We start from the raw sequence: 25,407 nt of genomic DNA on the forward strand, positions 1-25,407 counted from the left end.
GTGCCGGTGGCGGCGAGGGCGTCCAGCGCCTCGGTCCGCACCTTGGAGGGGCCAGCGCCGAAACGTCCGTCGGCGGGCTTGATGTCAGCGGGAATCTGGATGTCGGCCACACAGCGAGGTTAGCCGCTGGGGGAAGCCCGGGTGGAGATCTGTCCGTTCGATGAGACGAGATCACCAGGTCGTGGACTTGTGATGTTGTACGACGATTGACGTACGCCTGTGGAAAACTTCCGGTGACTGTGCGTGGCCGGATGCATCCTGGACGCATGACGGATCGTGCGGATGCTGCTGCGGAGACCGGAGTCACGGACACCGGGGTCACGGAGGCCGCCGCGCTCGCGAGGGCGCTGCGCAAGGCTGTCCGGGGCGAGGTCGGGTTCGACGTGACCGCCCGGGCGCTGGCCACCATGGACGCGTCCAACTACCGGCGGGTCCCGCTGGGCGTCGTCGCCCCGAGGGACGCCGACGACGTGGCCGCCGTGCTGGAGGTGTGCCGGGAGCGCGGGGTGCCGGTGGTGGCGCGCGGCGGGGGCACGTCCATCGCGGGGCAGGCGACCGGCACCGGCGTGGTGCTGGACTTCACCCGGCACATGACCGCGCTGCTGGAGCTGGATCCGGGCAGCCGCACGGCCGTCGTGCAGCCGGGGCTCGTCCTCGACCGGCTCCAGGAGGCCGCCGCCCCGCACGGGCTGCGGTTCGGCCCCGATCCCTCCACGCACAGCAGGTGCACGCTCGGCGGAATGATCGGCAACAACTCGTGCGGCTCCCACTCGGTCGCCTGGGGCACGACCGCGGACAGCGTGCGGGAGCTGTCCGTGATCACCGCGCACGGGCGCCGGCTCCGGCTCGGGCAGGGGTGGGCAGGCGCCCCGGACGGGCTGCGCGAGCTGGCCGAGGGCGAACTCGCCCGGCTGCGGACGGGCTTCCCGGACCTGCCCCGCCGGATCTCCGGGTACGCGCTGGACGCGCTGCTGCCCGAGAAGGGCGCGGACGTCGCCCGCTCCTTCTGCGGCTCCGAGGGCACCCTCGGCATCCTCACCGAGGCCGTGGTCCGCCTGGTCGAGAACCCCCGCGCGCGGGCGCTGGCCGTGCTGGCGTACGCCGACGAGGGCGCCGCCGCCGAGGCCGCCGCGGGCCTGCTGCCGCTCGGGCCGCTCACGGTGGAGGGCATGGCCGCCGACCTCGTCCCGGCCGGTGCGGGGCTGCCCCGGGGCGGCGCCTGGCTGTTCGTGGAGACCGGCGGGGAGACGGCGGCCGGGGCACGCGCGCGGGCGGAGGAGATCGTGCGCGCCGCCGATGTCGTGGACTCCCTGGTGGTCACCGACCCGGCCGCCCAGCGGACCCTGTGGCGCATCCGGGAGGACGCGGCGGGCACCGCCACCCGGATGCCCGACGGCTCCGAGGCCTGGCCCGGCTGGGAGGACTGCGCCGTCCCGCCCGCCCGCCTCGGCGGCTACCTCCGCGACTTCCGCGCGCTGCTGGCCGCCCACGGGCTGCGCGGCACGCCGTACGGCCACTTCGGCGACGGCTGCATCCACGTCCGCATCGACTTCGACCTGCTCACCGAGGCGGGCGTCGGCCGCTTCCGCCGCTTCTCCGAGGAACTGGCCGACCTGGTCGTGGCCCACGGCGGCTCCCTGTCCGGGGAGCACGGCGACGGCCAGGCCCGCGCGGAACTGCTGCCGCGGATGTACGGCACCGAGATGGTGCGGCTGTTCGAGCGGGCCAAGGCGGTGTGGGACCCGGACGACCTCCTCAACCCCGGCATGCTGGTGCGGCCCGCACGGCTGGACGAGAACCTGCGCTTCTCGGTGCTGCCCCGCCACCCGGTCGACGTGGCCTTCGCCTACCCGGCCGACGCGGGGGACTTCCGTGCGGCCGTCCGCCGCTGCGTCGGCGTGGCCAAGTGCCGTACGACGACCACGGCCGGCCCGGCCGTGATGTGCCCCTCCTTCCGGGCGACCGGTGAGGAGGAGCACTCCACCCGGGGCCGGGCCCGGCTGCTGCACGAGATGCTCGCGGGCGATGTGATCACCGGCGGCTGGCAGTCCCCGGAGGTCCTGGACGCCCTCGACCTCTGCCTGTCCTGCAAGGGCTGCCGCTCGGACTGCCCGGCCGGCGTCGACATGGCCACCTACAAAGCCGAGTTCCTCCACCACCACTACGCCCACCGCCGCCGCCCCGCCGCCCACCACAGCATGGGCCGCCTCCCGGAATGGCTCCGCTGGGCGTCCCGCACCCACCTGGCCCCGCTGCTCAACGCCCTGGCGGCCGTCCGCCCCCTCGCCGCCCTCGGCAAGCACCTGGCCGGGATAGCCCCGGAACGGGACATCCCGCCCCTGGCGCCCCGGACGTTCACCGACTGGTGGCGCGGGCGGAGGCCGGCACCGGCCGCGGGGGGCCGGCCGAGCGGGGGTGCGGGGAACCGGCCGGCCGGGGGTGCGGGCGGCCGGTCGGCCGGCGCCGGGGTGGGCCGGCCGGCTGAAGGGGCCGGAGATCCGCCGGCCGGGAATACGGGGCCCGGCGGCCACTCCGTCCCCGTGCCCGGCGACCGCTCCGTCCCCGTGCCCGGCGGCCGCTCCGTCCCCGTGCCCGGCGGCCGCTCCGTCCCCGTGCCCGTCGACCACCCCGTCCCCACTCCCACCCCCGGTGACCTCGTCGTCCTCTGGCCCGACACCTTCACCGAACACCTCTCGCCGTCCGTCGGGCAGGCCGCCGTCCGCGTGCTGGAGGCCGCCGGGCTGCGGGTGGCCCTCCCGCCGACGCTGCTGCCCCGCAAGGGAGCGATCGCCGACGGCCGGACCCGGTCGGTGGCCGCGCTGCTCACCGCCCGCCGGGCCCGGGTCTGCTGCGGCCTGACCTACGTCTCCACCGGTCAGCTCGACCGCGCCCGCGCGGTGCTGCGCCGCACCCTGGACCTGATGGACCCGGTGCTGCGGGCCGGGGTCCCGGTCGTCGTCCTGGAGCCGAGCTGCGCCGCCGCCCTCCGCACCGACCTGCCGGAACTCCTGCCCGACGACCCGCGTGCCGCCCGGCTGTCCGCCGCGGTCCTCACCTTCGCCGAGACCCTGGAGCGGCACGCCCCGCACTGGACCCCGCCCGCCGTCGACCGTCCGGTGGCCGGCCAGACCCACTGCCACCAGCACGCGGTCCTCGGCGACGCCCCCGACCGCCGGGTGCGCGCCGCCGCCGGCCTCACCGGCGAACTGAGCGGAGGCTGCTGCGGCCTGGCGGGCAACTTCGGCTTCGAGAAGGGCCACTTCGAGGTCTCCCGGGCCTGCGCGGAGGAGCAGCTCCTGCCCTCGGTACGGCAGGCCCCCGAGGACACGGTGATCCTCGCCGACGGCTTCTCCTGCCGCACCCAGCTGGACCAGCTCGCCGGCGTCCGGGGCCGCCACCTGGCGGAGGTACTGGCGGCGGCCCTGGAGGCCGGGGAGGCATGAGACCCGTCCGATCACAAGGCCGCCCGCTATCCGAGAGGGCCGTATCTCACCATCCAGGACAGTTCCATGAGGGGTTCACACTCCTGACGGAGTCTATTACCCTGGACTTGGTAGTACATGGAGATGTACACGATCTGATCCGAGCCACCGGGACCGCCGTGAGCACCGTCAACACCCCCAGCACTACGCACTCGACGTCACCCGCGTCACCGGGATCGCCGTCGCCGTCCCCGGGTGCCCCCGGCCGCCTCGCCTCACTCGGGCCGGTCGGGCTGGTGCTGGCCGGCGGTATCTCGGTGCAGTTCGGCGGCGCGCTCGCGGTCACCCTGATGCCCCGCGCGGGCGCGCTGGGCGTGGTGGCCCTGCGCCTCCTCGCGGCGGCGGTCGTCCTCCTCCTGGTCTGCCGGCCCCGGCTGCGCGGCCACTCGCGCGCCGACTGGGGCACGGTGATCGTCTTCGGCATCACGATGGGCGCGATGAACGGCCTGTTCTACGAGGCGGTCGACCGTATCCCGCTGGGCCCGGCGGTCACCCTCGAAGTCCTCGGCCCGCTGACCCTGTCCGTCCTGGCCTCCCGTCGCGCGATCAACGCCCTCTGGGCCGGTCTCGCCCTCGCGGGCGTGTTCCTGCTCGGCGGGGGAGGCTTCGGCGACCTGGATCCCACGGGTGTCGCCTTCGCCCTGGGTGCCGGCGCCATGTGGGCGGCCTACATCGTCTTCAGCGCCCGCACGGGCCGCCGTTTCCCGCAGGCCGACGGCCTGGCCCTGGCCATGGCGGTGGCGGCGCTGCTCTTCCTGCCCCTCGGCATCGCCGAGGCCGGCACCCGCCTGCTGAACCCCACCACCATCGCCCTCGGCTCCGCGGTGGCCGTGCTCTCCTCGGTCCTGCCCTACACGCTGGAACTGCTGGCCCTGCGCCGCCTGCCGGCCTCCACCTTCGCCATCCTCATGAGCCTGGAACCCGCCATCGCCGCCACGGCCGGCTTCCTCGTCCTCGGGCAGTCCCTCGCCCCCGCCCAGGCGGCGGCCATCGCCCTGGTCATCGCGGCGAGCATCGGCGCGGTCCGCACCCAGATCGGCCGGGGCAGGGCCGCCCTGCCGGCCGAGGGCGGGTAAGCCGGCGGCGGCCGGCGCGGTGGCCCGCCGGACCGCGGACGCGCGGGTCGCCCGGCTGGACGCGCCGGTCCTCCCGCCGGTCCGCGAGCTGCGCGCCACCTCCGAGGCGGTCGCGGTGGCCGTGGCCCGCGCCGCGGTGGACGAGGGCGTGGCCCGGACCGTCCCGGACGACATCGAGGCGGCGGTACGGGCGGCCCGCTGGGAACCGGTCTATCCGCCCCTGGAAGCGGTATGACGGCCTAATTAATGCAAGCACGCTTGATTGTTTCTGGTGCCGCTGCCATGCTCCCCCTCATGGCCGACCCGACGCCCGTCATCGACGACCTGCGTGCCGAAAGCCGTGAACTCGACCTGCTCGTAGCCGAGTTGAGCCCGCAGGGGTGGCGGCTGCCGACTCCCGCGGCCGGCTGGACCGTCGCCCACCAGATTGCGCACCTCGCCTGGACCGACCGCTCGGCCCTGCTCGCCGTCACCGACCCCGACGCCTTCCGGACGCTGGTGCGGAAGGCGCTCGCCGCCCCCGGCTCGTTCGTGGACGAGGGAGCCGAGGAGGGCGCCGCGCTCCCGCCCGCCGGCCTGCTGGCCGCCTGGCGCGCCGGGCGCACCGCCCTCGACGAGGCGCTGCGCGGCTCCCCGCCCGGCGCCCGCTTCCCCTGGTACGGCCCGCCCATGTCCGCCGCCTCCATGGCCACGGCCCGGCTCATGGAGACCTGGGCCCACGGACGGGACATCGCCGACGCCCTGGATGTGGTGCGCCCACCCACCGACCGGCTCCGGCATGTGGCCCGACTCGGGGTACGCACCCGCGACTTCGCCTACGGAGTGCGCGGACTGACCCCGCCGGCCGAGGAGTTCCGGGTGGAACTGCTCGCGCCCTCGGGCGAGGTGTGGGCGTACGGCCCCGAGGACGCGGAGCAGCGCGTCACCGGTCCCGCCCTGGACTTCTGCCTCCTGGTCACCCAGCGCGCCCACCGCGCCGGCCTCGCCCTGACGGCCGTGGGCCCGGACGCCGACCGCTGGCTCGGCATCGCCCAGGCCTTCGCGGGCCCGCCCGGCACCGGCCGCCCGCCCGAGAGGGCCGGTCGGCCGGCACCGGAGGCCGCCGGCCCGAGGGAGGGGGCGGGCCGGTGAGACCGTTGCGCGTCGGCAACTTCTCGGGTTTCTACGGCGACCGCTCCGACGCCCTGCGCGAGATGCTCACCGGCGGCGAGGCCGACGTCCTCACCGGTGACTACCTCGCCGAACTCACCATGCTCATCCTCGCCCGCGACCGGCTGAAGGATCCGTCCGCCGGCTACGCCCGCACCTTCCCGCGCCAGCTGGAGGACTGCCTCGGCCTCGCCCGCGAACGCGGCGTGCGCCTCGTCACCAACGCGGGCGGCCTCAACCCGGCCGGACTCGCCGAGGAGATACGGCGGCTGGCGGACCGGCTCGGCATCCCGGTGCGGGTCGCGCACGTCGAGGGCGACGACCTGACCGCCGCCCACCCCGGCACCCTCGCCGCCCACGCCTACCTCGGGGGCTTCGGCATCGCCGCGTGCCTGCGGGCCGGCGCCGACGTGGTGGTCACCGGCCGGGTGACCGACGCGGCCCTGGTCACCGGGCCCGCCGCCGCCCACTTCGGCTGGCGGCCGGACGACTTCGACCGGCTCGCCGGTGCCGTCGTGGCCGGACACGTGCTGGAGTGCGGCACCCAGGCGACCGGCGGGAACTACGCCTTCTTCGGCGAGGGGGACGTACGCCGGCCCGGCTTCCCGCTCGCCGAGATCCACACCGACGGCAGCAGCGTGATCACCAAGCACCCCGGCACGGGCGGCTTCGTGGACGTGGGCACGGTCACCGCCCAGCTGCTGTACGAGACCGGCGGCGCCCGGTACGCGGGACCCGACGTCACCGCCCGGCTGGACACCGTACGGCTCGCCCGGCAGGGGCCGGACCGGGTGCGGATCGAAGGGGTGCGCGGGGAGGCACCGCCGCCCGCGCTCAAGGTGGGGCTCAACCGGCTCGGCGGCTTCCGCAACGAGGTCGTCTTCGTCCTCACCGGGCTCGACATCGAGGCCAAGGCGGCCCTGGTGCGGGAACAGCTGACCGGCGCGCTCGCCAAGTCGCCGCCCCGGGAGGCGCGCTGGGAGCTGGTGCGCACCGACCGGGCCGACGCGGACACCGAGGAGACGGCCAGCGCGCTGCTGCGGCTCGTCGTACGGGACCCGGACCAGCGGGTCGTGGGGCGGGCGCTGAGCGGTGCCGCGGTGGAACTCGCCCTGGCCAGTTACCCCGGTTTCCATGTACTGGCCCCACCCGGAAAGGGCGCGCCTTATGGGGTTTTCGAGGATGTGTACGTGCCCCATGTGGGCGCCACACATGTGGCCGTCCTCCATGACGGCCGCCGCATCCCCGTGCCCCCGCCCCAGGAGACGCGCCCTCTGGCCGCCGTACCGGAGCCGCCCCTCCCGGAACCCCTCCCGCCCGGGCCGACCCGGCGGGCGCCCCTCGGCCTGGTCGCCGGGGCCCGCAGCGGGGACAAGGGCGGCGACGCCAACGTCGGGGTGTGGGCGCGGTCCGAGGACGCCTGGCGGTGGCTCGCCCACACGCTGTCGGCCGACACCTTCCGGCGGCTGCTGCCCGAGTGCCGGGACCTGCCCGTCACCCGGCACCCGCTGCCGAACCTGCGCGCCCTCAACTTCGTCGTCGAGGGCATCCTCGGCGCCGGCGTCGCCGCGCAAGCCCGTTTCGACCCGCAGGCCAAGGCCCTGGGCGAATGGCTGCGCTCCCGCCACCTGGACATTCCGGAGGCCCTGCTGTGACGGTTCTGCGGACCGCTGTCGACCCCACCGCCCCCGACCACCGGGCCCACCGCGAGGCGATGCTCGCCAAGCTCGCCGGCCTGGAGGCCGAGCACGCCAAGGCGCTCGCGGGCGGCGGCGAGAAGTACGTCGCCCGGCACCGGGGACGCGGCAAGCTGCTCGCCCGGGAGCGGATCGAGCTGCTGCTCGACCCCGACACCCCGTTCCTGGAACTGTCCCCGCTGGCCGCCTGGGGCAGCGAGTACCCTGTCGGCGCCTCCCTCGTCACCGGGATCGGCGTGGTGGAGGGCGTGGAGTGCCTGATCACCGCCAACGACCCGACCGTGCGCGGCGGCGCCAGCAACCCGTGGAGCCTGCGGAAGGCCCTGCGCGCGAACGACATCGCCCTGGCCAACCGGCTGCCCTGCGTCAGCCTGGTGGAGTCGGGGGGCGCCGATCTGCCGTCCCAGAAGGAGATCTTCATCCCCGGCGGGGCGATCTTCCGCGACCTCACCCGGCTGTCCGCCGCCGGCATCCCGACCATCGCCGTCGTCTTCGGCAACTCCACCGCCGGCGGCGCGTACATCCCCGGCATGTCCGACCACGTGATCATGGTCAAGGAGCGGGCGAAGGTGTTCCTCGGCGGGCCGCCGCTGGTGAAGATGGCCACCGGCGAGGAGAGCGACGACGAGTCGCTGGGCGGCGCCGAGATGCACGCGCGCGTGTCCGGCCTCGCCGACCATTTCGCCCTGGACGAGCACGACGCGCTGCGCCAGGCGCGCCGCGTCGTGGCCCGCCTCAACCACCGCAAGGCATACCCGGACCCCGGCCCGGCCGAGCCGCCCGCGTACGACCCCGAGGAACTGCTCGGCATCGTCCCGGACGACCTGAAGGTCCCGTTCGATCCGCGCGAAGTGATCGCCCGGATCGTGGACGGCTCGGACTTCGACGAGTTCAAGCCGCTGTACGGCACGAGCCTGGTCACCGGCTGGGCCGCCCTGCACGGCTACCCCGTCGGCATCCTGGCCAACGCCCAGGGCGTCCTGTTCAGCGCCGAGTCGCAGAAGGCGGCCCAGTTCATCCAGCTCGCCAACCAGCGCGACATCCCGCTGCTGTTCCTGCACAACACCACCGGCTACATGGTCGGCAAGGAGTACGAGCAGGGCGGGATCATCAAGCACGGCTCGATGATGATCAACGCGGTCGCCAACAGCCGGGTGCCCCATCTGTCGGTGCTCATGGGCGCGTCGTACGGCGCCGGGCACTACGGCATGTGCGGCCGGGCCTACGACCCCCGGTTCCTGTTCGCCTGGCCCAGTGCCAAGTCCGCCGTCATGGGCCCGCAGCAGCTCGCCGGCGTGCTGTCGATCGTCGCCCGGCAGTCGGCGGCGGCCAAGGGACAGCCGTACGACGAGGACGCGGACGCGGCCCTGCGCGCGATGGTGGAGCAGCAGATCGAGGCCGAGTCGCTGCCGATGTTCCTGTCCGGGCGGCTGTACGACGACGGCGTCATCGACCCGCGCGACACCCGTACCGTCCTCGGCCTGTGCCTCTCCGCCCTGCACACCGCGCCCTACGCGGGCGTGCGCGGCGGCTTCGGCGTCTTCCGGATGTGAGGGATCACGTGATTTCCAGTGTGCTCGTCGCCAATCGGGGCGAGATCGCCTGCCGCGTCTTCCGTACCTGCCGCGAGCTGGGGATCCGGACGGTCGCGGTGCACTCCGACGCCGACGCCGGCGCGCTGCACGCGCGCGTGGCCGACGCGGCGGTACGGCTGCCGGGCGCGGCGCCCGCCGACACCTACCTGCGCGGCGACCTGATCGTGCGGGCGGCCCTGGCCGCAGGCGCCGACGCCGTGCACCCGGGCTACGGCTTCCTCTCCGAGAACGCCGGCTTCGCCCGCGCCGTGCTGGACGCCGGCCTGGTCTGGATCGGTCCGCCGCCGGAGGCCGTCGAGGCGATGGCGTCCAAGACCCGCGCCAGGCGGCTGATGGGCCTCGCCCCGCTGGACCCGGCGAAGGTGACCGGCGCCGACCTGCCGGTCCTGGTGAAGGCGGCGGCGGGCGGCGGGGGGCGCGGGATGCGGATCGTGCGCCGCCTGGACGAGCTGGGGGCCGCGCTGGAGGGCGCGTGCGCCGAGGCCGCGAGCGCCTTCGGCGACGGCGAGGTCTTCGTGGAGCCGTACCTGGAGCACGGCCGCCACGTGGAGGTGCAGATCCTCGCCGACACCCACGGCACCGTCTGGCCGCTCGGCACCCGGGACTGCTCCCTCCAGCGCCGCCACCAGAAGGTCGTCGAGGAGGCCCCGGCGCCCGGGCTCACCAAGGGGCTCGCCGAGGAGCTGCGGACGCTGGCCGTACGCGCCGCCCGCGCCGTGTCGTACACCGGTGCCGGCACGGTCGAGTTCCTGGTCGCCGACGGCCGCGCCCACTTCCTGGAGATGAACACCCGCCTCCAGGTCGAACACCCCGTCACGGAGGCGGTGTTCGGTCTCGACCTGGTCGCCGAGCAGATCCGGATCGCCGAGGGCCACGCCCTGGGGAACGAGCCCCCACGCGCACGCGGCCACGCCGTCGAGGCCCGCCTCTACGCCGAGGACCCGGCCCGCGACTGGGCCCCCCAGACCGGCACCCTGCACCGGCTCGCCGTACCGGACGGCGTCCGCCTGGACACCGGCTACGCCGACGGCGACACCATCGGCGTCCACTACGACGCCATGCTCGCCAAGGTCGTCGCCCACGCCCCCACCCGGGCCGAGGCGATCCGCCGGCTCGCCGGCGCGCTGGAGTCCGCCGTGCTCCACGGCCCGGCCACCAACCGGGACCTGCTGGTGCGTTCGCTGCGGCACGAGGAGTTCACGGCCGCCCGCATGGACACCGGGTTCTACGACCGTCACCTCGGCGCCCTCACCGAGGCCGCCCACGACCCGTACGCCCCCCTGGCCGCCGCCCTCGCCGACGCCCACGGCCGCTCCCGGTTCGGCGGCTGGCGCAACGTCCCCTCGCAGCCGCAGGTGAAGCGGTACGAGCGGGACGGCGAGGAGCACGAGGTCCACTACCGGCACACCCGGGACGGCCTCGCCGCGGACGGGGTCCGGGTCGTCCACGCCGACGCGCGGCTCGTCGTCCTCGACATCGACGGGGTACGGCGGAAGTTCACCGTCGCCCGCTACGGCGACCAGGTCCACGTCGGCACCACGCGCCTCACCGCCCTGCCCCGCTTCCCCGACCCCGCCGCCCGGCTCGCCCCCGGCTCCCTGGTGGCCCCGATGCCGGGCACGGTCGTCCGGGTCGCCGAGGGCCTGGCGGAAGGGGCAACGGTCCGGGCCGGCCAGGGACTCGTATGGGTGGAGGCGATGAAGATGCAGCACCTGATCTCGGCGCCGGCCGCCGGAACCCTCACCGCCCTGCACGCCAGGCCCGGACAGCAGGTCGAGCCGGGCACGGTCCTGGCCGTAGTGCAGGAACCCCCTTCCTAGGAGACCCATGACCGCCGTCATCGAGTCCGACGAACACAAGGCCCTGCGCGCCGCGGTGGCCGCCCTCGGCAAGCGCTACGGCCGCGACTACGTCACCCGCACGATCGCCGAGGGCAAACCTCCCGCCGCGCTCTGGTCCGACGCGGGCAGGCTCGGCTATCTCGGCGTCAACCTCCCCGAGGAGCACGGCGGCGGGGGCGGCGGCATCGCCGAACTCTCCATCGTCCTGGAGGAACTGGGCGCCGCCGGCTCCCCCCTGCTCATGCTCGTGGTGTCGCCCGCCATCTGCGGCACGGTGATCTCCCGCTTCGGCACGGAGGAACAGAAACGGCGGTGGCTGCCCGGGCTCGCCGACGGCACCCGCCTCATGGCCTTCGGCATCACCGAGCCCGACGCCGGCTCCAACAGCCACCGCATCACCACCACGGCCCGCCGCGACGGCACCGACTGGCTGCTCACCGGCCGCAAGGTGTTCGTCTCCGGTGTCGACATGGCCGACGCCGTCCTGATCGTCGGCCGCACCGAGGACGCGCGCACCGGCACCCTCAAGCCCTGCCTGTTCATCGTCCCGACGGACGCCGGGGGCCTGCGCAAAAACCCCATCGCCATGGAACTCAACGCGGCGGAGAAGCAGTTCGAGCTGGTCCTGGACGACGTCCGGCTGCCCGCCGACGCGCTGGTCGGCGACGAGGACGCCGGACTGCTGCACCTGTTCGCCGGACTGAACCCCGAGCGGATCATGACGGCCGCGTTCGCGATCGGCATGGGCCGCTACGCCCTGGCCAGGGCCGTCGAGTACGCCCGCCAGCGCACGGTCTGGAAGGCTCCCATCGGCGCCCACCAGGCCATCGCCCACCCCCTGGCGCAGGCCCACATCGACCTGGAGCTGGCCCGGCTGATGATGCAGAAGGCGGCACACCTCTACGACTCCGGTGACGACGCCGGCGCGGGCGAGGCCGCCAACATGGCCAAGTACGCGGCGGGCGAGGCCTGCGTGCGGGCCGTCGACCAGGCCGTGCACACCCTCGGCGGCAACGGCCTCACCCGGGAGTTCGGGCTCGCCTCGCTGATCACCGCCGCCCGCGTGGCCCGCATCGCCCCGGTGAGCCGCGAGATGATCCTCAACTACGTCTCCCACCAGAGCCTCGGACTGCCCAAGTCGTACTGAGCGGCCCCGTGAGGAGGAACCGTGTTCCGCGGCGAGTACGCAGACGTCCCGCCCGTAGAACTCCCCATCCACGACGCCGTCCTGGGCCACGCCGCCGCCTTCGGTGACCAGCCCGCCCTGATCGACGGCACGGACGGCACCACCCTCACGTACGGGCAGGTGGACCGGTTCCACCGGCGCCTCGCCGCCGCCCTCGCCGACAGCGGCGTACGCAAGGGCGACGTCCTCGCCCTGCACAGCCCCAACACCGTCGCCTTCCCGCCCGCGTTCTACGCCGCCACCCGCGCCGGCGCCACCGTCACCACCGCGCACCCGCTCACCCACCCCGGCATCGCCGACGCGGCCGTGATCGGCGGCCGTGACGAGGACGGCAACGAGATCCCGCACGCCTTCGTCGTCCGCCGGCCCGGCGCCGGCGGCCCGACCGAGGACGAGGTCCTCGGGTTCGTCGCCGCACGCGTGGCCCCGTGCAAACGCGTCCGCCGGATCACCTTCACCACCGCCGTCCCCCGCGCCGCCTCCGGCAAGATCCCGCGCCGCCGGCTCAGGGAACAGGCATGACCGGCCGGCAGGCCAGGGAGCACCCGTGACCGACCCCACCGCGCCGATCGGCCGCAGCCGCGCGCGAGCCGTGGAGACCCTCAGCCTCGACGCCACCGGGACCCGCAACGCGCTGTCCGCGTCCCTCGTCGCCCGGCTCGCCGACGCCCTGGCCGACTGCGGCGAGGACCCGGGGGTGCGGGCCGTGGTCCTCACCCACACCGGTACGACGTTCTGCGCCGGCGCCGACCTCGGCGACCCGCCCGACCCGGACGCCCTGGTGGCGCTGCTGCGGCGGATCGTGGAGCTGCCCAAACCGGTCGTCGCCCGGGTCACCGGCCACGTCCGCGCCGGCGGCCTCGGCCTGCTCGCCGCCTGCGACATCGCCGCCGCCTGTGCCACGGCCACCTTCGCCTTCACCGAGGTGCGCATCGGCGTCGCCCCCGCCGTGATCTCCCTGCCGGTGCTCCCGCGCGCCGACCCCCGCGCCGTCGCCCGGTACTACCTCACCGGCGAACGCTTCGGGCCGGCCGAGGCCGTGCGGCTGGGCCTGCTGACGGCGACGGCGGACGACGTGGACGACGCCCTCGCCCCCGTCCTGGACGGCCTGCGCCGCGCCTGCCCCGAAGCCCTGGCCGAGACGAAACGGCTGCTCACGGCTAGGGTGCTGGAGACATTCGACCGGGACGCGGCGGAACTGACCGCGCTGACGGCCCGGCTGTTCTCCTCCGGCCAGGCCCGGGAGGGGATGACGGCCTTCCTGGAAAGACGTGAGGCGGCATGGGTGGTGTGAGGACGACCGAACGCGAGCGCGTGCCCAAGCAGGACCGCAGCCGGGCCACCCGGCAGCGGCTCCTGGAGGCCGCCGTGGCCTGCCTCGCCGAACACGGCTGGGCGGGCTCCACGGTCGCCGTCGTCGCCGAACGCGCCGGCGTCTCCCGGGGCGCCGCCCAGCACCACTTCCCGACCCGGGAAGACCTCTTCACGGCGGCCGTCGAGTACGTCTCCGAGGAACGCTCGCTGGCGCTGCGGGCCCTGTTCCCGGACGGCCCCGCCGACCGCCGGGCCGTCGTCGCCGCGCTCGTCGACCTCTACACCGGCCCGCTCTTCCGCGCCGCGCTGCACCTGTGGGTCGCCGCCGGAGACGAGGAACAACTGCGCCCGCGCGTCACCGAGCTGGAGGCCCGGGTGGGCCGGGAGACCCACCGGATAGCCGTCGACCTCCTCGGCGCCGACGAGTCCCGTCCCGGCGTCCGCGAGACCGTCCAGGGCCTGCTGGACATGGCCCGCGGCCTGGGCCTGGCCAACCTCCTCACCGACGACACCGCCCGCCGCGAACGGGTCGTCGCCCAGTGGGCGGCGCTGCTGGAGGACGCGCTGGGCTGAGCGGGCCGAACGACGGGCTTACCCACGGAGCGCGTTACCCTTGGCCCATGCTTCCGATGCTCGTCCGCCGCCGCCACGTGGACTACGTGCGCGTCACGAGCACGGGCTGTCGGCACCTCTCCGCCTGACAGCCCCCGCATCTCCTTTTCTCCACCCTTTTCCGGCACCCGGGGGCCGCTCGTACCCCTCGGCGGCCACCCGTGCCCCGTACACCCGCGGACGCACCATGACCACGCACACAGCGACGTCGTACGACCAGCTTCCGATCATCGACCTGTCGGCCGCCGACCGCGGCCCGCAGGCCCGCGCCCTGCTCCACGCCCAGCTGCACAGCGCCGCCCACGACGTCGGCTTCTTCCAGCTCGTCGGGCACGGCGTGACCCGGGCCGAGACGGACGCGCTGCTCACCGCCATGCGCGCCTTCTTCGCCCTCCCCGAGGCCGACCGGCTCGCCCTCGACAACGTCGACTCCCCGCACTTCAGGGGCTATACCCGCACCGGTGACGAGCGCACCGGCGGCGCCCGCGACTGGCGCGACCAGCTCGACATCGGCGCCGAACGCCCCGCCCGGATCCCCGGCCCGGGCGAGCCGCCGTACTGGTGGCTCCAGGGCCCCAACCAGTGGCCCGCCGCCCTGCCCGGGCTGCGCACCGCGGCCCTCGCCTGGATCGACCGGCTCAGCGCGGTCGCCCACCGGCTGCTGCGCGAACTGCTGACCGCCATCGGCGCCCCGGCCGGCTTCTACGACCCGGTCTTCGGCGAGCACGCCCACCCGCACCTCAAGCTCGTGCGCTACCCCGGCAGCGCGGCCGACGGCACCGGCCAGGGCGTCGGCGCCCACAAGGACTACGGCTTCCTCACCCTGCTCCTCCAGGACACGGTCGGCGGCCTCCAGGTCCAGCGCGAGGACGGCCGCTTCCACGACGTACCGCCCTTGGAGGGTGCCTTCGTCGTCAACCTCGGCGAACTGCTGGAGGTGGCGACCAACGGCTATCTGCTGGCCACCAGCCACCGCGTCGTCAGCCCGCCCGGCGCCACCGAGCGCTACTCCGTGCCGTTCTTCTACAACCCCCGCCTGGACGCGCGGATCGCCCCCCTGCCGTTCCCGTACGCCGCCGAGGCCCCCGGCGTCACCACCGACCCGGCGAACCCCCTGTACGCCGAGTACGGCTACAACGAACTCAAGGGAAAACTGAGGGCACACCCGCTGGTGGCGGAGCGCCACCACGGGCACCTGCTGACGCCCGCCTGACCGGCGCCCCGGGACGCGTGGCACGGGCACGGGGCAGGGGGCACCGGCTCAGTGGGCGATGTCCCCGAACCCCTCGACGTCCCGGGGGCCGCGCGGCCCCGGCCCCACGTACCGCGCCGACGGCCGCACCAGCCGCCCCGTCCGCTTCTGCTCCAGGATGTGCGCGGACCACCCCGCGGTGCGGGCGCACGTGAACATGGACGTGAACATGTGCGCCGGCACCTCGGCGAAGTCCAGCACGATCGCGGCCCAGAACTCCACGTTCGTGGCCAGCACCCGGTCCGGCCGCCGGTTGTGCAGCTCCTCCAGCGCGGCCTTCTCCAGCGCCTCGGCCACCTCGAACCGCGGCGCGCCCAGCTCCCGCGCCGTACGCCGCAGCACCCGGGCCCGCGGGTCCTCGGCCCGGTACACCCGGTGCCCGAAGCCCATCAGCCGCTCGCCGCGGTCCAGGGCCCCCTTGACGTACGCCTCCGCGTCGCCCGTGCGCTCGATCTCCTCGATCATCCCGAGCACCCGCGAGGGCGCCCCGCCGTGCAGCGGACCGGACATCGCGCCCACCGCGCCCGACAGCGCGGCGGCGACATCGGCGCCCGTGGAGGCGATGACCCGGGCGGTGAAGGTGGAGGCGTTCATGCCGTGCTCGGCGGCGGACGTCCAGTAGGCGTCCACGGCCGCCACGTGCCGGGGGTCCGGCTCCCCGCGCCAGCGGATCATGAACCGCTCCACCACCGAGTGGGCCTTGTCGATCTCCCGCTGCGGCACCATCGGCAGGCCCTGCCCGCGCGCGGACTGGGCGACGTAGGACAGGGCCATGACCGCGGCCCGGGCGAGGTCCTCGCGGGCCTGCCGCACGTCGATGTCGAGCAGCGGCCGCAGTCCCCACACGGGGGCGAGCATGGCGAGCGCCGACTGCACGTCCACCCGGATGTCCCCGGAGTGCACCGGGATCGGGAACGGTTCGGCGGGCGGCAGGCCGGGGTTGAAGGCGCCGTCGACCAGCAGCCCCCACACATTGCCGAACGAGACGTGACCGACCAGGTCCTCGATGTCGACGCCCCGGTAGCGCAGGGCACCGCCCTCCTTGTCCGGTTCGGCGATCTCCGTCTCGAACGCGACGACTCCTTCGAGCCCGGGTACGAAATCGGACATCAGGCGGCTCCTCGTGAAGTGTGGACGGCGGTCATCCCGGTGATGCCCCGATGCGCCGGCGGTCACCCGGGGTGAATCCCACCGCAAGGGAGCAGCACGATAACGCCCGGTGCCAGGGTTGGGGAGACCACGCGACACCCCGTGCCACACCCGTTCTATACGGCAAGATGACCGCGTGACCGATCGCGACCCGCTTCCGGACCCCGTTCTCGACCCCGCTGCCATGCGCAAGCAGTACCGGGCGGACGGCCTCGCCGAGGAGGACCTCGCCACCCATCCGATGGACCAGTTCGCCCGCTGGTTCGAGGACGCCGCCCGCGCCGCCCTGCACGGCACGCTCTACGAGCCCAACGCCATGGTCGTCTCCACGGTGGACGCGGCCGGCCGCCCCAGCTCCCGTACGGTCCTGATGAAGCAGTACGACACCGAGGGCTTCGTCTTCTACACCAACTACGGCTCCCGCAAGGCGCTCGACCTCGCGGGCAACCCGCACGTCGCGCTGCTCTTCCCCTGGCACCCGCTCGCCCGCCAGGTCGTCGTCACCGGCACCGCCCGGCGCACCGGCCGCGACGAGACCGCGGCCTACTTCCGCACCCGCCCGCACGGCTCCCGGCTGGGCGCCTGGGCCAGCACCCAGTCCGCGGTGATCGACTCCCGCTCCGAACTGGACGCGGCCTACGCCGAACTGGAGGCCCGCTATCCGGAGGGCGAACAGGTCCCGGTGCCCCCGCACTGGGGCGGCTTCCGGGTCACCCCCGAGACGATCGAGTTCTGGCAGGGCCGCGCCAACCGCCTCCACGACCGCCTGCGCTACACCGCCCGGCCGGACGGCACCTGGACGGTGGAACGCCTCGGCCCCTGACCCCGGGGCCCGGGGAAAGGGCGCGTGGAACACGCACCCGAACACGCACGCGAAAAACGCAGACGACCCGCGGGCTGGGTTCCTCCAGGAGGAGCCGGCCGGACGTACCGGCAGCCCGCGGGTCGGGTGACTGCTTGGGATTGGGCCGGCCGCACGCATCTCTCGCGCGCTGGTCCGGCACCGCACATGCCGTGGTGTCGGGCCGCTAGCCCGCAGCCACCTCACGCGTCCGGTTCTCATACATCTGCCGAACCACCTCCCTTCTCGTGTACCGACAGCCTAAGAAGCACCCGGGACGCACTCAACTGTTTTTTCTTGCGGGAACAGGGTGTGGGCTGGGTCACGTTCCAGTTGAATGAGGGCCAGTGAGGGAACCGGGCGCCGTATGTACAGGCGCGGACGCAGTCTCCAGGGGGTCGAGGTGAGTGCTTCGCGGCGGAGTGGGGCCACGGACGAGCTGGGGCCGGACGAGCCCGGTGAGCCGGGCTCCGATCTGCTGGCCGCACTGCTCGACGGGATGGACGCGGCCCTGTGCGCGTTCGACGCCGACGGGGTCGTCACGCACTGGAACCGGGAGGCCGAGCGGATCCTCGGCTGGACGGCCGCCGAGGCCGTCGGGCGGCACGGGTTCACCGGCTGGGCGGTGCGCAGCGCCGACGCCGAGGAGGTGCAGGCCCGGCTGATGTCGGCGATGCACGCCCCGGGCCGCCAGGTGCACGAGTTCGCGCTGGTCACCAAGGACGGCGGCCGGGTGCTCGTGCGCACCCAGTCGGCCGCCGTGCGCGGGCCCGACGGGAAACCGGCGGGCGTGTACTGCGCGTTCAGCGAGGTGCACGCGCAGATCGACCTGGAGCGGTCCATCGCGCTGAGCGAGGCCCTGTTCGAGGACGCCGCCTGGGGCGTCGTCCTCGTCGACGCCGATCTGCGGCCCGCCGTGGTCAACGCGTACGCGGCGCGGGCGCTGGGCGTCGGGCGGACCGCGGCGCTGGGCCGGCCGCTCGGCGAACTGCTCACCCAGGGCGCGCAGGAGCTGGAGGGCGCGCTGACGCACGTCCTGGCCGAGGGCGCGCCGCCCGCCCCCGCCGAGATGTGGGTGGCCGTGCGCACCCCCGAGGGCGAGCGGCGGCGCTGCTGGCGCAACGGGTTCCTGCGGCTGGCCTCGCCGCTGGCCGAGGAGCCGGTGCCGCTCGGCGTCGGCTGGCTGTTCCAGGACGTCACCGAGGCCAGGCAGGACCAGCAGGAGGCGGCCCTGCTGCGGTTCCGGTCGAACCAGCTGCACCGCGCGGCCCGGGCCGCCGCCGAGTGCGAGGATCCGGCGGAGGCGGCCGTCGTCCACCTGGACTTCGCCCTCGCCGGGTTCGCCGACCACGCCCTGGTCGACCGGCTGGCGGACGGCCCGCGCGCGGAGGGCGAGGGCGACCCGGAGCCGGTCCGGCTGGTCCGGCTCGCGGCCACGCCCGCCGGCGCGCCGGGGCCGAGCCTGCTGACGGGCGCGGCCGGGCTGCCCGTGCGCTACCCGGAGGGACACCCGGCGCAGCAGTGTGTGCGGCGGGCCGGGACCGTGCGCGCGGACGCCGGTGAGCTGCCGGCCGAGCGGGCCCGGGAATGGGCGCTGGAGCGCCAGTGGCCCGGCGACGCGGTGCACGCGCTGTGCGCGGTGCTGCGCAGCCGGGGGCGGACGCTGGGCGTGGTGACCTTCCTGCGCGGCGCCGGCCGCAGCCGCTTCGAGCGGACCGACCTCGCCTACGCCGAGGACGTCGCCGTACGGATCGCCGCGGCCCTGGACCTGGCGGACGCCGCGCGGGAGCGGTAGGCGCCCGCGGCGCGGTCAGCGGCGGTAGAAGATCCGGTCGCCGTACCGCGTCATCACCCGGCCGTTCCACTCGTGCCCGCCGTCGACGTTGCCGGAGCGCAGCAGCGGCGGTTCGATGCCGCGGTCGGCGAGGGCGGCGGCGGTGGTCGCCATGACGGCCTGGAGCAGCGCGGTGGTGACGACCGTGGAGGCGGGCGCGAAGGGCGCCGGGATGGTGTCCAGGGTGAGTTCCGCGTCCCCTACGGCGATCTTGGAGTCCAGGACGATGTCGCAGTGGTCCTTCAGGAAGGTGCCCGAGGAGTGCCGGGAGGTGGTCTCGGCCGCGTACGCCACCGAGGTCACGCCGATGACCTTCAGGCCGCGGGCGCGGGCGCCCAGGGCCATCTCCACGGGCAGGGCGTTGCGTCCGGAGAGGGAGACGATCACCAGGGCGTCGCCGGCGCGCAGCGGTGAGGTGTCCAGGACGGCGCCGGCCAGGCCGTCGACCCGTTCGAGGGCGGAGCCGAGGGTGGCCGGGGTGACGTCGACACCGACGACGCCGGGGACGGCGAGCAGGTTCATCAGGGCGAGGCCGCCCGCGCGGTAGACGACGTCCTGGGCGGCCAGCGAGGAGTGCCCGGCGCCGAACGCGAACAGGCGGCCGCCGGCCGCGACGGTGTCGGCGAGCAGGGCGGCGGCCGCGTCGATCGCGTCGGCCTCCTCGTCGCGGACCCGTTGCAGCAGGCCGATGGCGGCGTCGAAGAACAGGTCGGCAGGCGTGCCGTCGCTCATGCGGTGCCCCTTCGCAGCGTCTGTGTCGCGGATCACGGTGCGGTCTGGACCAGCGCGGTGTCAATACGGCCGGCGCATGGTTCGGTCAGGCCCCGGCGCCGTACCGCCCGGCACACGCGTGGCCGGCTTTCCGGACCCGCCCCGGGCGCCCGTTACGGCCCGCCTCGCACCGCCGCCCCGGCCGCCCGTCCGCACCCTCTTCGTGACGGCCCTGTTTCCCTGGCGCCGCACGCTTGTCAGCGGGATCCGGCAGAATTGATGTCCAGGGGGGCCGCGCACGCGCCGGGCTGCCGGCAGAGGTAATCGAGGGGCACGTATGTCCGGACTGATCGACACCACGGAGATGTATCTCCGCACCATCCTCGAGCTCGAAGAGGAAGGCGTCGTCCCCATGCGCGCCCGCATCGCGGAGCGGCTGGACCAGAGCGGGCCGACGGTGAGTCAGACGGTGGCGCGGATGGAGCGCGACGGTCTGGTGTCCGTGGCCAGCGACCGGCACCTGGAGCTCACGGAGGAGGGGCGCCGGCTGGCGACGCGCGTGATGCGCAAGCACCGCCTGGCCGAATGCCTGCTCGTCGACGTGATCGGGCTGGAGTGGGAGCAGGTGCACGCGGAGGCGTGCCGCTGGGAGCACGTGATGAGCGAGGCCGTGGAGCGGCGGGTGCTGGAGCTGCTGCGGCACCCCACCGAGTCGCCGTACGGCAACCCCATCCCGGGCCTGGAGGAGCTGGGGGAGAAGGACGGCGCGGACCCGTTCCTGGACGAGGGGATGGTCTCGCTGGCCGACCTGGACGCGGGGACGGACGGCAAGACGGTCGTCGTCCGCCGGATCGGGGAGCCGATCCAGACGGACGCGCAGCTGATGTACACCCTGCGCCGGGCGGGCGTGCAGCCCGGCTCGGTGGTGAGCGTGACGGAGTCGCCCGGCGGTGTGCTGGTGGGCAGCGGCGGCGAGGCGGCCGAGCTGGAGGCGGACGTCGCCTCCCATGTGTTCGTGGCCAAGCGCTGAGGCGGGGACGAGACGGGCAGGGGCCCCGGCGCCGTACGGCGCCGGGGCCTTGTCCTCCCCTGTGCTGACCCGGAGCCCCGAGCTCTCAGGGTCATTCCCCTCGGACCGGCTTTTCCCCGAGCGGTCCGCCTCCTGACAGAAAGATCCCCTCACACACGGCGATCATTCATCACGTCATGTCACTCAAATGAGGGGTGTTGTTCGCGAAAACGGAGCTTTCGAGCGTCTGTTCGATAAAAGAGTCGGGCGGCTAGCGATCCCGTCCGCACGCGTAGGCCAGTGCCGGGATCAGCTCCTCCGCGTCCGGCAGCCAGCGGTTCGCCGGGGTCGGCCGCCGGGCCCACTGCACGGCGCCCCGCGACCCGAACCGGGTGGGCGGCGCCGCGACGTACGCGCCCTCGCCCAGCGCCACCAGGTCCAGTGACGGCGGCGACCAGCCCAGCTTCCGCACCAGCGCCGTCACCTTCGCCGACGCCCCCGGCAGCACGAGGAACCGCATCCGCCGGTCCGGGGACAGCGTGACCGGCCCGAGCGTCGCCCGCATCCGCTCCATCCGGGCGAGCGCGAGGAACCCGGCGCTCTCCGGCACGGACAGCGCCTCGAACGTCCGGCCCGCCGGCAGCAGGATCGACGCCGTCGGCTGCTGCTGCCACATCCGGCGCGCGACGGTCGCACTGCCGGTCGCCTGGGTCGCCCAGTCGGGGCGCGCGGGGTGCGCACCCGGCGCAGGGCAGGCGGTCTCACCACAAGAGCAGCGCTGCGTGCCGTCGGCGGTTTCCAGCCAGGTGCCCGGCACGACGTCCCAGTGCCGCTCCTCGGCGTAGCGCACGGCGGTCTCCAGCAGCGATGTCCCGCGCTGCCGCGGAATCCGGCATGCCGTCTGAGTGTCCTGGGCGTCCGCGATCGTCTCTTCCACGCCCCGCTCAACTCCCGTGCCCACCTGGAGTTACGGCCCCGGGCGCGCGCGGGGAGGAGCACCGGTCCGGCGGTCGGGGCGCATGGAGGCACGGCCGGGGGCGCGCACGAGGAAGCGGGGCGTGGGCGGGGTAGCCAGGGAATGGGCCGGCGTCCTCCATCACTTCCGGCAAACCGTATATGTCGCGCATTGACGGTATGTCTAATGGGCAGTGATCGTCCCGTCCGGGTCGACCGGGACGGAGCCCCGGGCTCCGCAGGGTCGCACCACACACTCCAGGGGACCGCAACGCAGGGGGTAAGCACATGGCCGCAAGGCCTCTCGTCGCGAGGCAGCCGAACGAACGGCTGCAGGCACTCATCCAGGAAGCGGGGTGCTCGAACGCCGGGCTGGCCCGGCGGGTCAACATGTGCGGCGCCGAGCACGGCCTCGACCTGCGCTACGACAAGACGTCCGTGGCCCGCTGGCTGCGCGGCCAGCAGCCACGGGGCCGCGCCCCGGCGATCATCGCCGAGGCGCTCGGGCGCAAGCTCGGCCGTACGGTCACGATCGACGAGATCGGCATGGCCAACGGCAAGAACCTCGCCTCGGGGGTCGGCCTCCAGTTCTCGCCGACGGTACTGGGAGCCATCGAGCAGGTCTGCGAGCTGTGGCGCAGCGACGTGGGGCGCCGGGACTTCCTGTCCGGCTCCTCCGTCGCCGCCTCCGCGCTGGTCGAGCCCAGCCGGGACTGGCTGATCTCGGCGCCGGACACCCAGGTGGCCCGGCAGGCGGGCCCGCGCGTGGGCCAGTCCGACGTGGCCGCCGTACGGTCCATGACCCAGGCGCTGGTGGAACTCGACCACCAGTACGGCAGCGGGCACGTCCGCCCGGTCGTCGTGCACTACCTCAACAGCGTGGTGTCCGGGCTGCTCGCGGGGTCCTACCGCGAGGCGGTCGGCCGCGATCTCTTCGCCGCCGTCGCCCGGCTGACCGAACTGGCCGGGTACATGGCCGTCGACACCGGCCAGCCCGGCCTGGCCCAGCGGTACTACATCCAGTCGCTGCGCCTCGCCCAGGCCGCCGGTGACCGCGGATACGGCGGGTACGTCCTGGCCGCCTCCATGAGCCACCTCGCCGCGCAGCTCGGGAACCCGCGCGAGATCGCCCAGTTGGCGCGGGCGGCGCAGGAGGGAGCGCGCGGGCACGTCACCCCGCGCGCGGAGGCGATGTTCCACGCCGCCGAGGCGCGCGGGCACGCCCTGCTCGGCGACGCGCGCGCGGCACAGGCGGCCGGCGGGCGGGCGGTGGCGGCGATGGACCGCGCGGGCGACGCCGACGGGGACGACCCGGTGTGGATCGCGCACTTCGACCAGGCCTATCTCGCCGACGAGTTGGCGCACTGCCACCGCGACCTCGGGCAGCCCGAGCAGGCGGCGCGCTACGCCGAGCAGTCGCTGGCCGGGCATCCCGCCTCCCGGGCCCGCCGCCGCGCCATCGGCTATGTGCTGCTCGCCACGGCCCAGGTGCAGCAGCGCGAGGTCGAACAGGCCTGCAACACCGGCATGAAAGCGGTGGAGTTGCTGGAGACACTGCGCTCCAACCGGGGCGCCGAGTATCTGGACGACCTCCAGCAGCGCCTGGAGCCGTTCCGGGAGGAGGCGGTGGTACGGGAGTTCGGGGCGCGCCTCGAACTCCAGCAGGCCGCGTGAACACCGGCCCCGCGCGTTCACCGCGTCGCGGGGCGGTGTCGTCGTCACCGCCACGGCGGGGAACACCACGCCCTGAGCTGCGTGGCACCCGCCTCGGAGAACCCGGTAGCGTGTGCCGACGATTCACAAGGTCCCCCATTAGTAGGAGTCCCGGTGACGCAGAGTGGACAGGGCGAGGAGCCGTCGGCGCGGCCCGCGCGCGAAGGCATCGTGCTGCCCTCCGACGGAGGCGAGCCCCTGCTGCCGGGCACGACCGCGCCGCCCGGGCCCGCCGCCCCGGCCGGCGGCCAGGGCTGGGACGGCTCCTGGGGGCCGGGGCAGCGGACGCCCCGGCAGGACCAGGGCCTGCCCCCGGCGGCGGCCCCCCAGTGGACCGGCCCGGAGCAGTCCCCGTCCGCGGGCCCCGGCCCGCTGCCCCCGGAGGGCGCCCCGGCCCCGTCGTACGGCGGACAGGCGCCCGGCTACGGCGATCCCCACACCGGCCGGCCCGGCCCCGAGGCCTACGGCACGCCCCCGCAGCCCGCCTACGGCGCGCCCGGCCCATACCAGCAGCCTCAGCAGCCCTACCCGGGACAGCAGCCCCAGCAGCCCTACCCGGGACAGCAGCCCCAGCAGCCGTATCCGGGGCAGCAGCCCCAGCAGGGGTACCAGGGGCAGCAGCAGCCCCAGCAGCCGCACCAGGGGCAGCCGTATCCGGCGGCGCCCGCCGCGCCGCTGCCGCCCGCCGCGGGGGCCCCGCTGCCCCCGCCGGCCGACGCCGCGACGCAGTACCTCCCGCCGGTTCCCGCCCAGGGCGGCGACGAGGGCGCCACCCAGTACATCCCGCCCGTGCAGGCCGCACCGGCCGACGGTGCCACGCAGTACATACCGCCGGTCACCGCGGGGCCCGGCGGCCCCGGCGCCGGCGCGGCCACCCAGTACATCCCGCCGGTGGCCGCGAGCGCGCTGCCGCCGGAGTCGGGCGCCGAGGAGACCCGCTACCTCGGCCGGGCGTCCCGGCAGCCGGGGCCCGCGCCCTCCGACGCGGAGGCCACGCAGTACATCCCGCCCTACGCCGCCGAGACCCAGATCCAGGCGCCGGTGCCGGCGCAGGGCGCGGACCGGCAGCCGCCCGCCGAGTTCGACAGCCTCTTCCGCGGCGGCCCCGCGGGCGGCGACGGCCCGGCCGGCTCCACCCAGCAGCTCCCGCGCGTGGACCGGCCGGACGCCTATCCCGGCGCGGCGCCGGCGCCGTACCGCCCGGCGCGGCCGTCGTACGACGAGGACGGGCCGGCCGAGGGCGGGCGGCGCGGCGGCCGGTCGCGGGTGCCGATGATCGCCGCCGCCGCCGTGGGCCTGATCGTGGTGGGCGTGGGCGCCGGCGCCCTGCTCAGCGCCGGCGGCGGGAGCACGGACGGGGACACGGGCGGGGACGACAAGCCGGTCTCCGCCGCGTCCGCGACCCCCTCGGTCTCCGCCTCGCCCACCGTCGACCCCGCCCGGCAGCAGGCGGTCGAGCTGGACAAGCTGCTCGCGGACAGCGGCAGCAGCCGGGCCACGGTGATCCAGGCGGTCGCCGACGTCCGCACGTGCGACAACCTCGACCGGGCCGCCGCCGATCTGCGGGACGCGGCCCGGCAGCGCGGCGAGCTGGTCACCCGGCTGAACAAGCTGCCCACGGACAAGCTGCCCGCCCAGGGCCACCTCAGGGACGCGCTGACCAGGGCCTGGCAGGCGTCCGCCGCGGCCGACAACCACTACGCGGCCTGGGCCGACCAGGCCAAGGGGCGCAAGGGCTGCCACAAGGGCCAGGCCCGCTCCACCGGCGAGACCCAGGCGGGCAACCGGGAGAGCAAGACCGCGACCGAGCAGAAGGGCAAGGCCGCGCCGCTGTGGAACGCGATCGCCCGGCAGTACGGCCTGACCGAGCGCCAGCCCACCCAGCTGTGACCCGCGTGACGGGTCCCGGCGCCGGGACCCGTCACCCCCCACCCGCCCGCCCCCCCCCCACAAGCGTTTCTGCGAACCCCTTCTTTTTTTCCATGCCCTCCC

General features: G+C 74.8%; 20 protein-coding genes and 1 pseudogene. 18 read left to right on the forward strand and 3 right to left on the reverse strand.

Annotation, left to right across the window (positions count from 1 at the left end; all coding sequences use genetic code 11):
- Window positions 1-266 precede the first annotated feature (266 nt).
- The 13 genes and pseudogenes from ACZ4W9_RS38835 to ACZ4W9_RS38895 all read left to right on the forward strand — a co-directional run bounded on the left by ACZ4W9_RS38835 (window position 267) and on the right by ACZ4W9_RS38895 (window position 15,165).
- Window positions 267-3,443 (forward strand): FAD-binding and (Fe-S)-binding domain-containing protein, encoded by a 3,177-nt coding sequence (locus ACZ4W9_RS38835; RefSeq protein ID WP_467943953.1) that lies wholly within the window; start codon window positions 267-269, stop codon window positions 3,441-3,443.
- A gap of 158 nt (window positions 3,444-3,601) precedes the next feature.
- On the forward strand, window positions 3,602-4,558 hold the full coding sequence (locus tag ACZ4W9_RS38840) for an EamA family transporter (protein WP_467943954.1): 957 nt from the start codon (window positions 3,602-3,604) through the stop codon (window positions 4,556-4,558).
- A gap of 19 nt (window positions 4,559-4,577) precedes the next feature.
- Window positions 4,578-4,793, forward strand: a complete 216-nt coding sequence (locus tag ACZ4W9_RS38845) for a hypothetical protein (protein ID WP_467943955.1) — start codon at window positions 4,578-4,580, stop codon at window positions 4,791-4,793.
- A 59-nt stretch (window positions 4,794-4,852) separates the two neighbouring features.
- Window positions 4,853-5,689, forward strand: coding sequence for a TIGR03084 family metal-binding protein (locus ACZ4W9_RS38850; protein ID WP_467943956.1), 837 nt, complete (start codon window positions 4,853-4,855; stop codon window positions 5,687-5,689).
- Window positions 5,686-7,362 carry an acyclic terpene utilization AtuA family protein gene (locus ACZ4W9_RS38855; protein WP_467943957.1) on the forward strand — a complete coding sequence of 559 codons (1,677 nt, stop codon included), beginning with the start codon at window positions 5,686-5,688 and terminating at the stop codon, window positions 7,360-7,362. The genes ACZ4W9_RS38850 and ACZ4W9_RS38855 overlap by 4 nt, the downstream gene beginning before the upstream one ends.
- Window positions 7,359-8,957, forward strand: coding sequence for an acyl-CoA carboxylase subunit beta (locus ACZ4W9_RS38860; RefSeq protein WP_467943958.1), 1,599 nt, complete (start codon window positions 7,359-7,361; stop codon window positions 8,955-8,957). The genes ACZ4W9_RS38855 and ACZ4W9_RS38860 overlap by 4 nt, the downstream gene beginning before the upstream one ends.
- Before the next feature lie 8 nt (window positions 8,958-8,965).
- Complete coding sequence (locus tag ACZ4W9_RS38865) at window positions 8,966-10,819, forward strand: acetyl/propionyl/methylcrotonyl-CoA carboxylase subunit alpha (RefSeq protein ID WP_467943959.1); 1,854 nt, start codon at window positions 8,966-8,968, stop codon at window positions 10,817-10,819.
- 7 nt (window positions 10,820-10,826) lie between these two features.
- Window positions 10,827-11,987 (forward strand): acyl-CoA dehydrogenase family protein, encoded by a 1,161-nt coding sequence (locus ACZ4W9_RS38870; RefSeq protein WP_467943960.1) that lies wholly within the window; start codon window positions 10,827-10,829, stop codon window positions 11,985-11,987.
- Window positions 11,988-12,008: 21 nt separating this feature from the next.
- Window positions 12,009-12,305, forward strand: a pseudogene (locus ACZ4W9_RS38875) (AMP-binding protein); the annotation flags it as partial.
- A 12-nt stretch (window positions 12,306-12,317) separates the two neighbouring features.
- Complete coding sequence (locus tag ACZ4W9_RS38880) at window positions 12,318-12,548, forward strand: AMP-binding enzyme (RefSeq protein WP_467943971.1); 231 nt, start codon at window positions 12,318-12,320, stop codon at window positions 12,546-12,548.
- Between the two features lie 25 nt (window positions 12,549-12,573).
- On the forward strand, window positions 12,574-13,320 hold the full coding sequence (locus ACZ4W9_RS38885; RefSeq protein ID WP_467943961.1) for an enoyl-CoA hydratase family protein: 747 nt from the start codon (window positions 12,574-12,576) through the stop codon (window positions 13,318-13,320).
- Window positions 13,308-13,913 (forward strand): TetR/AcrR family transcriptional regulator, encoded by a 606-nt coding sequence (locus ACZ4W9_RS38890; RefSeq protein ID WP_467943962.1) that lies wholly within the window; start codon window positions 13,308-13,310, stop codon window positions 13,911-13,913. Before ACZ4W9_RS38885 ends, ACZ4W9_RS38890 begins: the two co-directional genes overlap by 13 nt.
- 226 nt (window positions 13,914-14,139) lie before the next feature.
- Window positions 14,140-15,165, forward strand: a complete 1,026-nt coding sequence (locus ACZ4W9_RS38895) for an isopenicillin N synthase family dioxygenase (RefSeq protein ID WP_467943963.1) — start codon at window positions 14,140-14,142, stop codon at window positions 15,163-15,165.
- A gap of 48 nt (window positions 15,166-15,213) precedes the next feature.
- On the opposite strand, the gene ACZ4W9_RS38900 is transcribed toward ACZ4W9_RS38895, so the two are convergent.
- A complete protein-coding gene (locus tag ACZ4W9_RS38900; protein ID WP_467943964.1) occupies window positions 15,214-16,314 on the reverse strand; it encodes a citrate synthase 2 in 1,101 nt (366 codons plus the stop codon).
- Between the two features lie 175 nt (window positions 16,315-16,489).
- Between ACZ4W9_RS38900 and pdxH the strand changes: the two genes are divergently transcribed.
- Both pdxH and ACZ4W9_RS38910 read left to right on the forward strand, forming a co-directional pair.
- Window positions 16,490-17,176 (forward strand): pyridoxamine 5'-phosphate oxidase, encoded by a 687-nt coding sequence (gene pdxH, locus ACZ4W9_RS38905; protein WP_467943965.1) that lies wholly within the window; start codon window positions 16,490-16,492, stop codon window positions 17,174-17,176.
- Between the two features lie 421 nt (window positions 17,177-17,597).
- Window positions 17,598-18,989: a PAS domain-containing protein gene (locus ACZ4W9_RS38910; RefSeq protein WP_467943966.1), complete on the forward strand. Its 1,392-nt coding sequence runs from the start codon at window positions 17,598-17,600 to the stop codon at window positions 18,987-18,989.
- Between the two features lie 15 nt (window positions 18,990-19,004).
- On the opposite strand, the gene ACZ4W9_RS38915 is transcribed toward ACZ4W9_RS38910, so the two are convergent.
- Complete coding sequence (locus tag ACZ4W9_RS38915; protein ID WP_467943967.1) at window positions 19,005-19,760, reverse strand: SIS domain-containing protein; 756 nt, start codon at window positions 19,758-19,760, stop codon at window positions 19,005-19,007.
- 316 nt (window positions 19,761-20,076) lie between these two features.
- Here ACZ4W9_RS38915 and ACZ4W9_RS38920 point away from each other — a divergent pair, with 316 nt between their 5' ends.
- Window positions 20,077-20,769, forward strand: a complete 693-nt coding sequence (locus ACZ4W9_RS38920) for a metal-dependent transcriptional regulator (protein ID WP_030611974.1) — start codon at window positions 20,077-20,079, stop codon at window positions 20,767-20,769.
- A gap of 250 nt (window positions 20,770-21,019) precedes the next feature.
- Here the strand turns inward: ACZ4W9_RS38920 and ACZ4W9_RS38925 are convergent, their stop codons facing one another.
- Window positions 21,020-21,685, reverse strand: a complete 666-nt coding sequence (locus ACZ4W9_RS38925) for a bifunctional DNA primase/polymerase (RefSeq protein ID WP_467943968.1) — start codon at window positions 21,683-21,685, stop codon at window positions 21,020-21,022.
- 305 nt (window positions 21,686-21,990) lie between these two features.
- On the opposite strand from ACZ4W9_RS38925, the gene ACZ4W9_RS38930 reads away from it, so the two are divergent.
- Window positions 21,991-23,376, forward strand: coding sequence for a transcriptional regulator (locus ACZ4W9_RS38930; protein ID WP_467943969.1), 1,386 nt, complete (start codon window positions 21,991-21,993; stop codon window positions 23,374-23,376).
- Window positions 23,377-23,529: 153 nt separating this feature from the next.
- Entirely contained in the window at window positions 23,530-25,305 is a 1,776-nt protein-coding gene (locus tag ACZ4W9_RS38935) for a hypothetical protein (RefSeq protein WP_467943970.1), read from the forward strand.
- Window positions 25,306-25,407: the final 102 nt, after the last annotated feature.

This window comes from Streptomyces sp. NPDC029296 (assembly GCF_055569255.1).

What these genes read in the sequence shown, in the direction of transcription:
- ACZ4W9_RS38835 (WP_467943953.1), top strand. Translation starts at nt 267, where the DNA reads ATGACGGATCGTGCGGATGCTGCTGCGGAGACCGGAGTCACGGACACC.
- ACZ4W9_RS38850 (WP_467943956.1), top strand. Translation starts at nt 4,853, where the DNA reads ATGGCCGACCCGACGCCCGTCATCGACGACCTGCGTGCCGAAAGCCGT.
- ACZ4W9_RS38870 (WP_467943960.1), top strand. Translation starts at nt 10,827, where the DNA reads ATGACCGCCGTCATCGAGTCCGACGAACACAAGGCCCTGCGCGCCGCG.
- ACZ4W9_RS38890 (WP_467943962.1), top strand. Translation starts at nt 13,308, where the DNA reads ATGGGTGGTGTGAGGACGACCGAACGCGAGCGCGTGCCCAAGCAGGAC.
- ACZ4W9_RS38895 (WP_467943963.1), top strand. Translation starts at nt 14,140, where the DNA reads ATGACCACGCACACAGCGACGTCGTACGACCAGCTTCCGATCATCGAC.
- ACZ4W9_RS38900 (WP_467943964.1), bottom strand. Translation starts at nt 16,314, where the DNA reads ATGTCCGATTTCGTACCCGGGCTCGAAGGAGTCGTCGCGTTCGAGACG.
- ACZ4W9_RS38915 (WP_467943967.1), bottom strand. Translation starts at nt 19,760, where the DNA reads ATGAGCGACGGCACGCCTGCCGACCTGTTCTTCGACGCCGCCATCGGC.
- ACZ4W9_RS38920 (WP_030611974.1), top strand. Translation starts at nt 20,077, where the DNA reads ATGTCCGGACTGATCGACACCACGGAGATGTATCTCCGCACCATCCTC.
- ACZ4W9_RS38930 (WP_467943969.1), top strand. Translation starts at nt 21,991, where the DNA reads ATGGCCGCAAGGCCTCTCGTCGCGAGGCAGCCGAACGAACGGCTGCAG.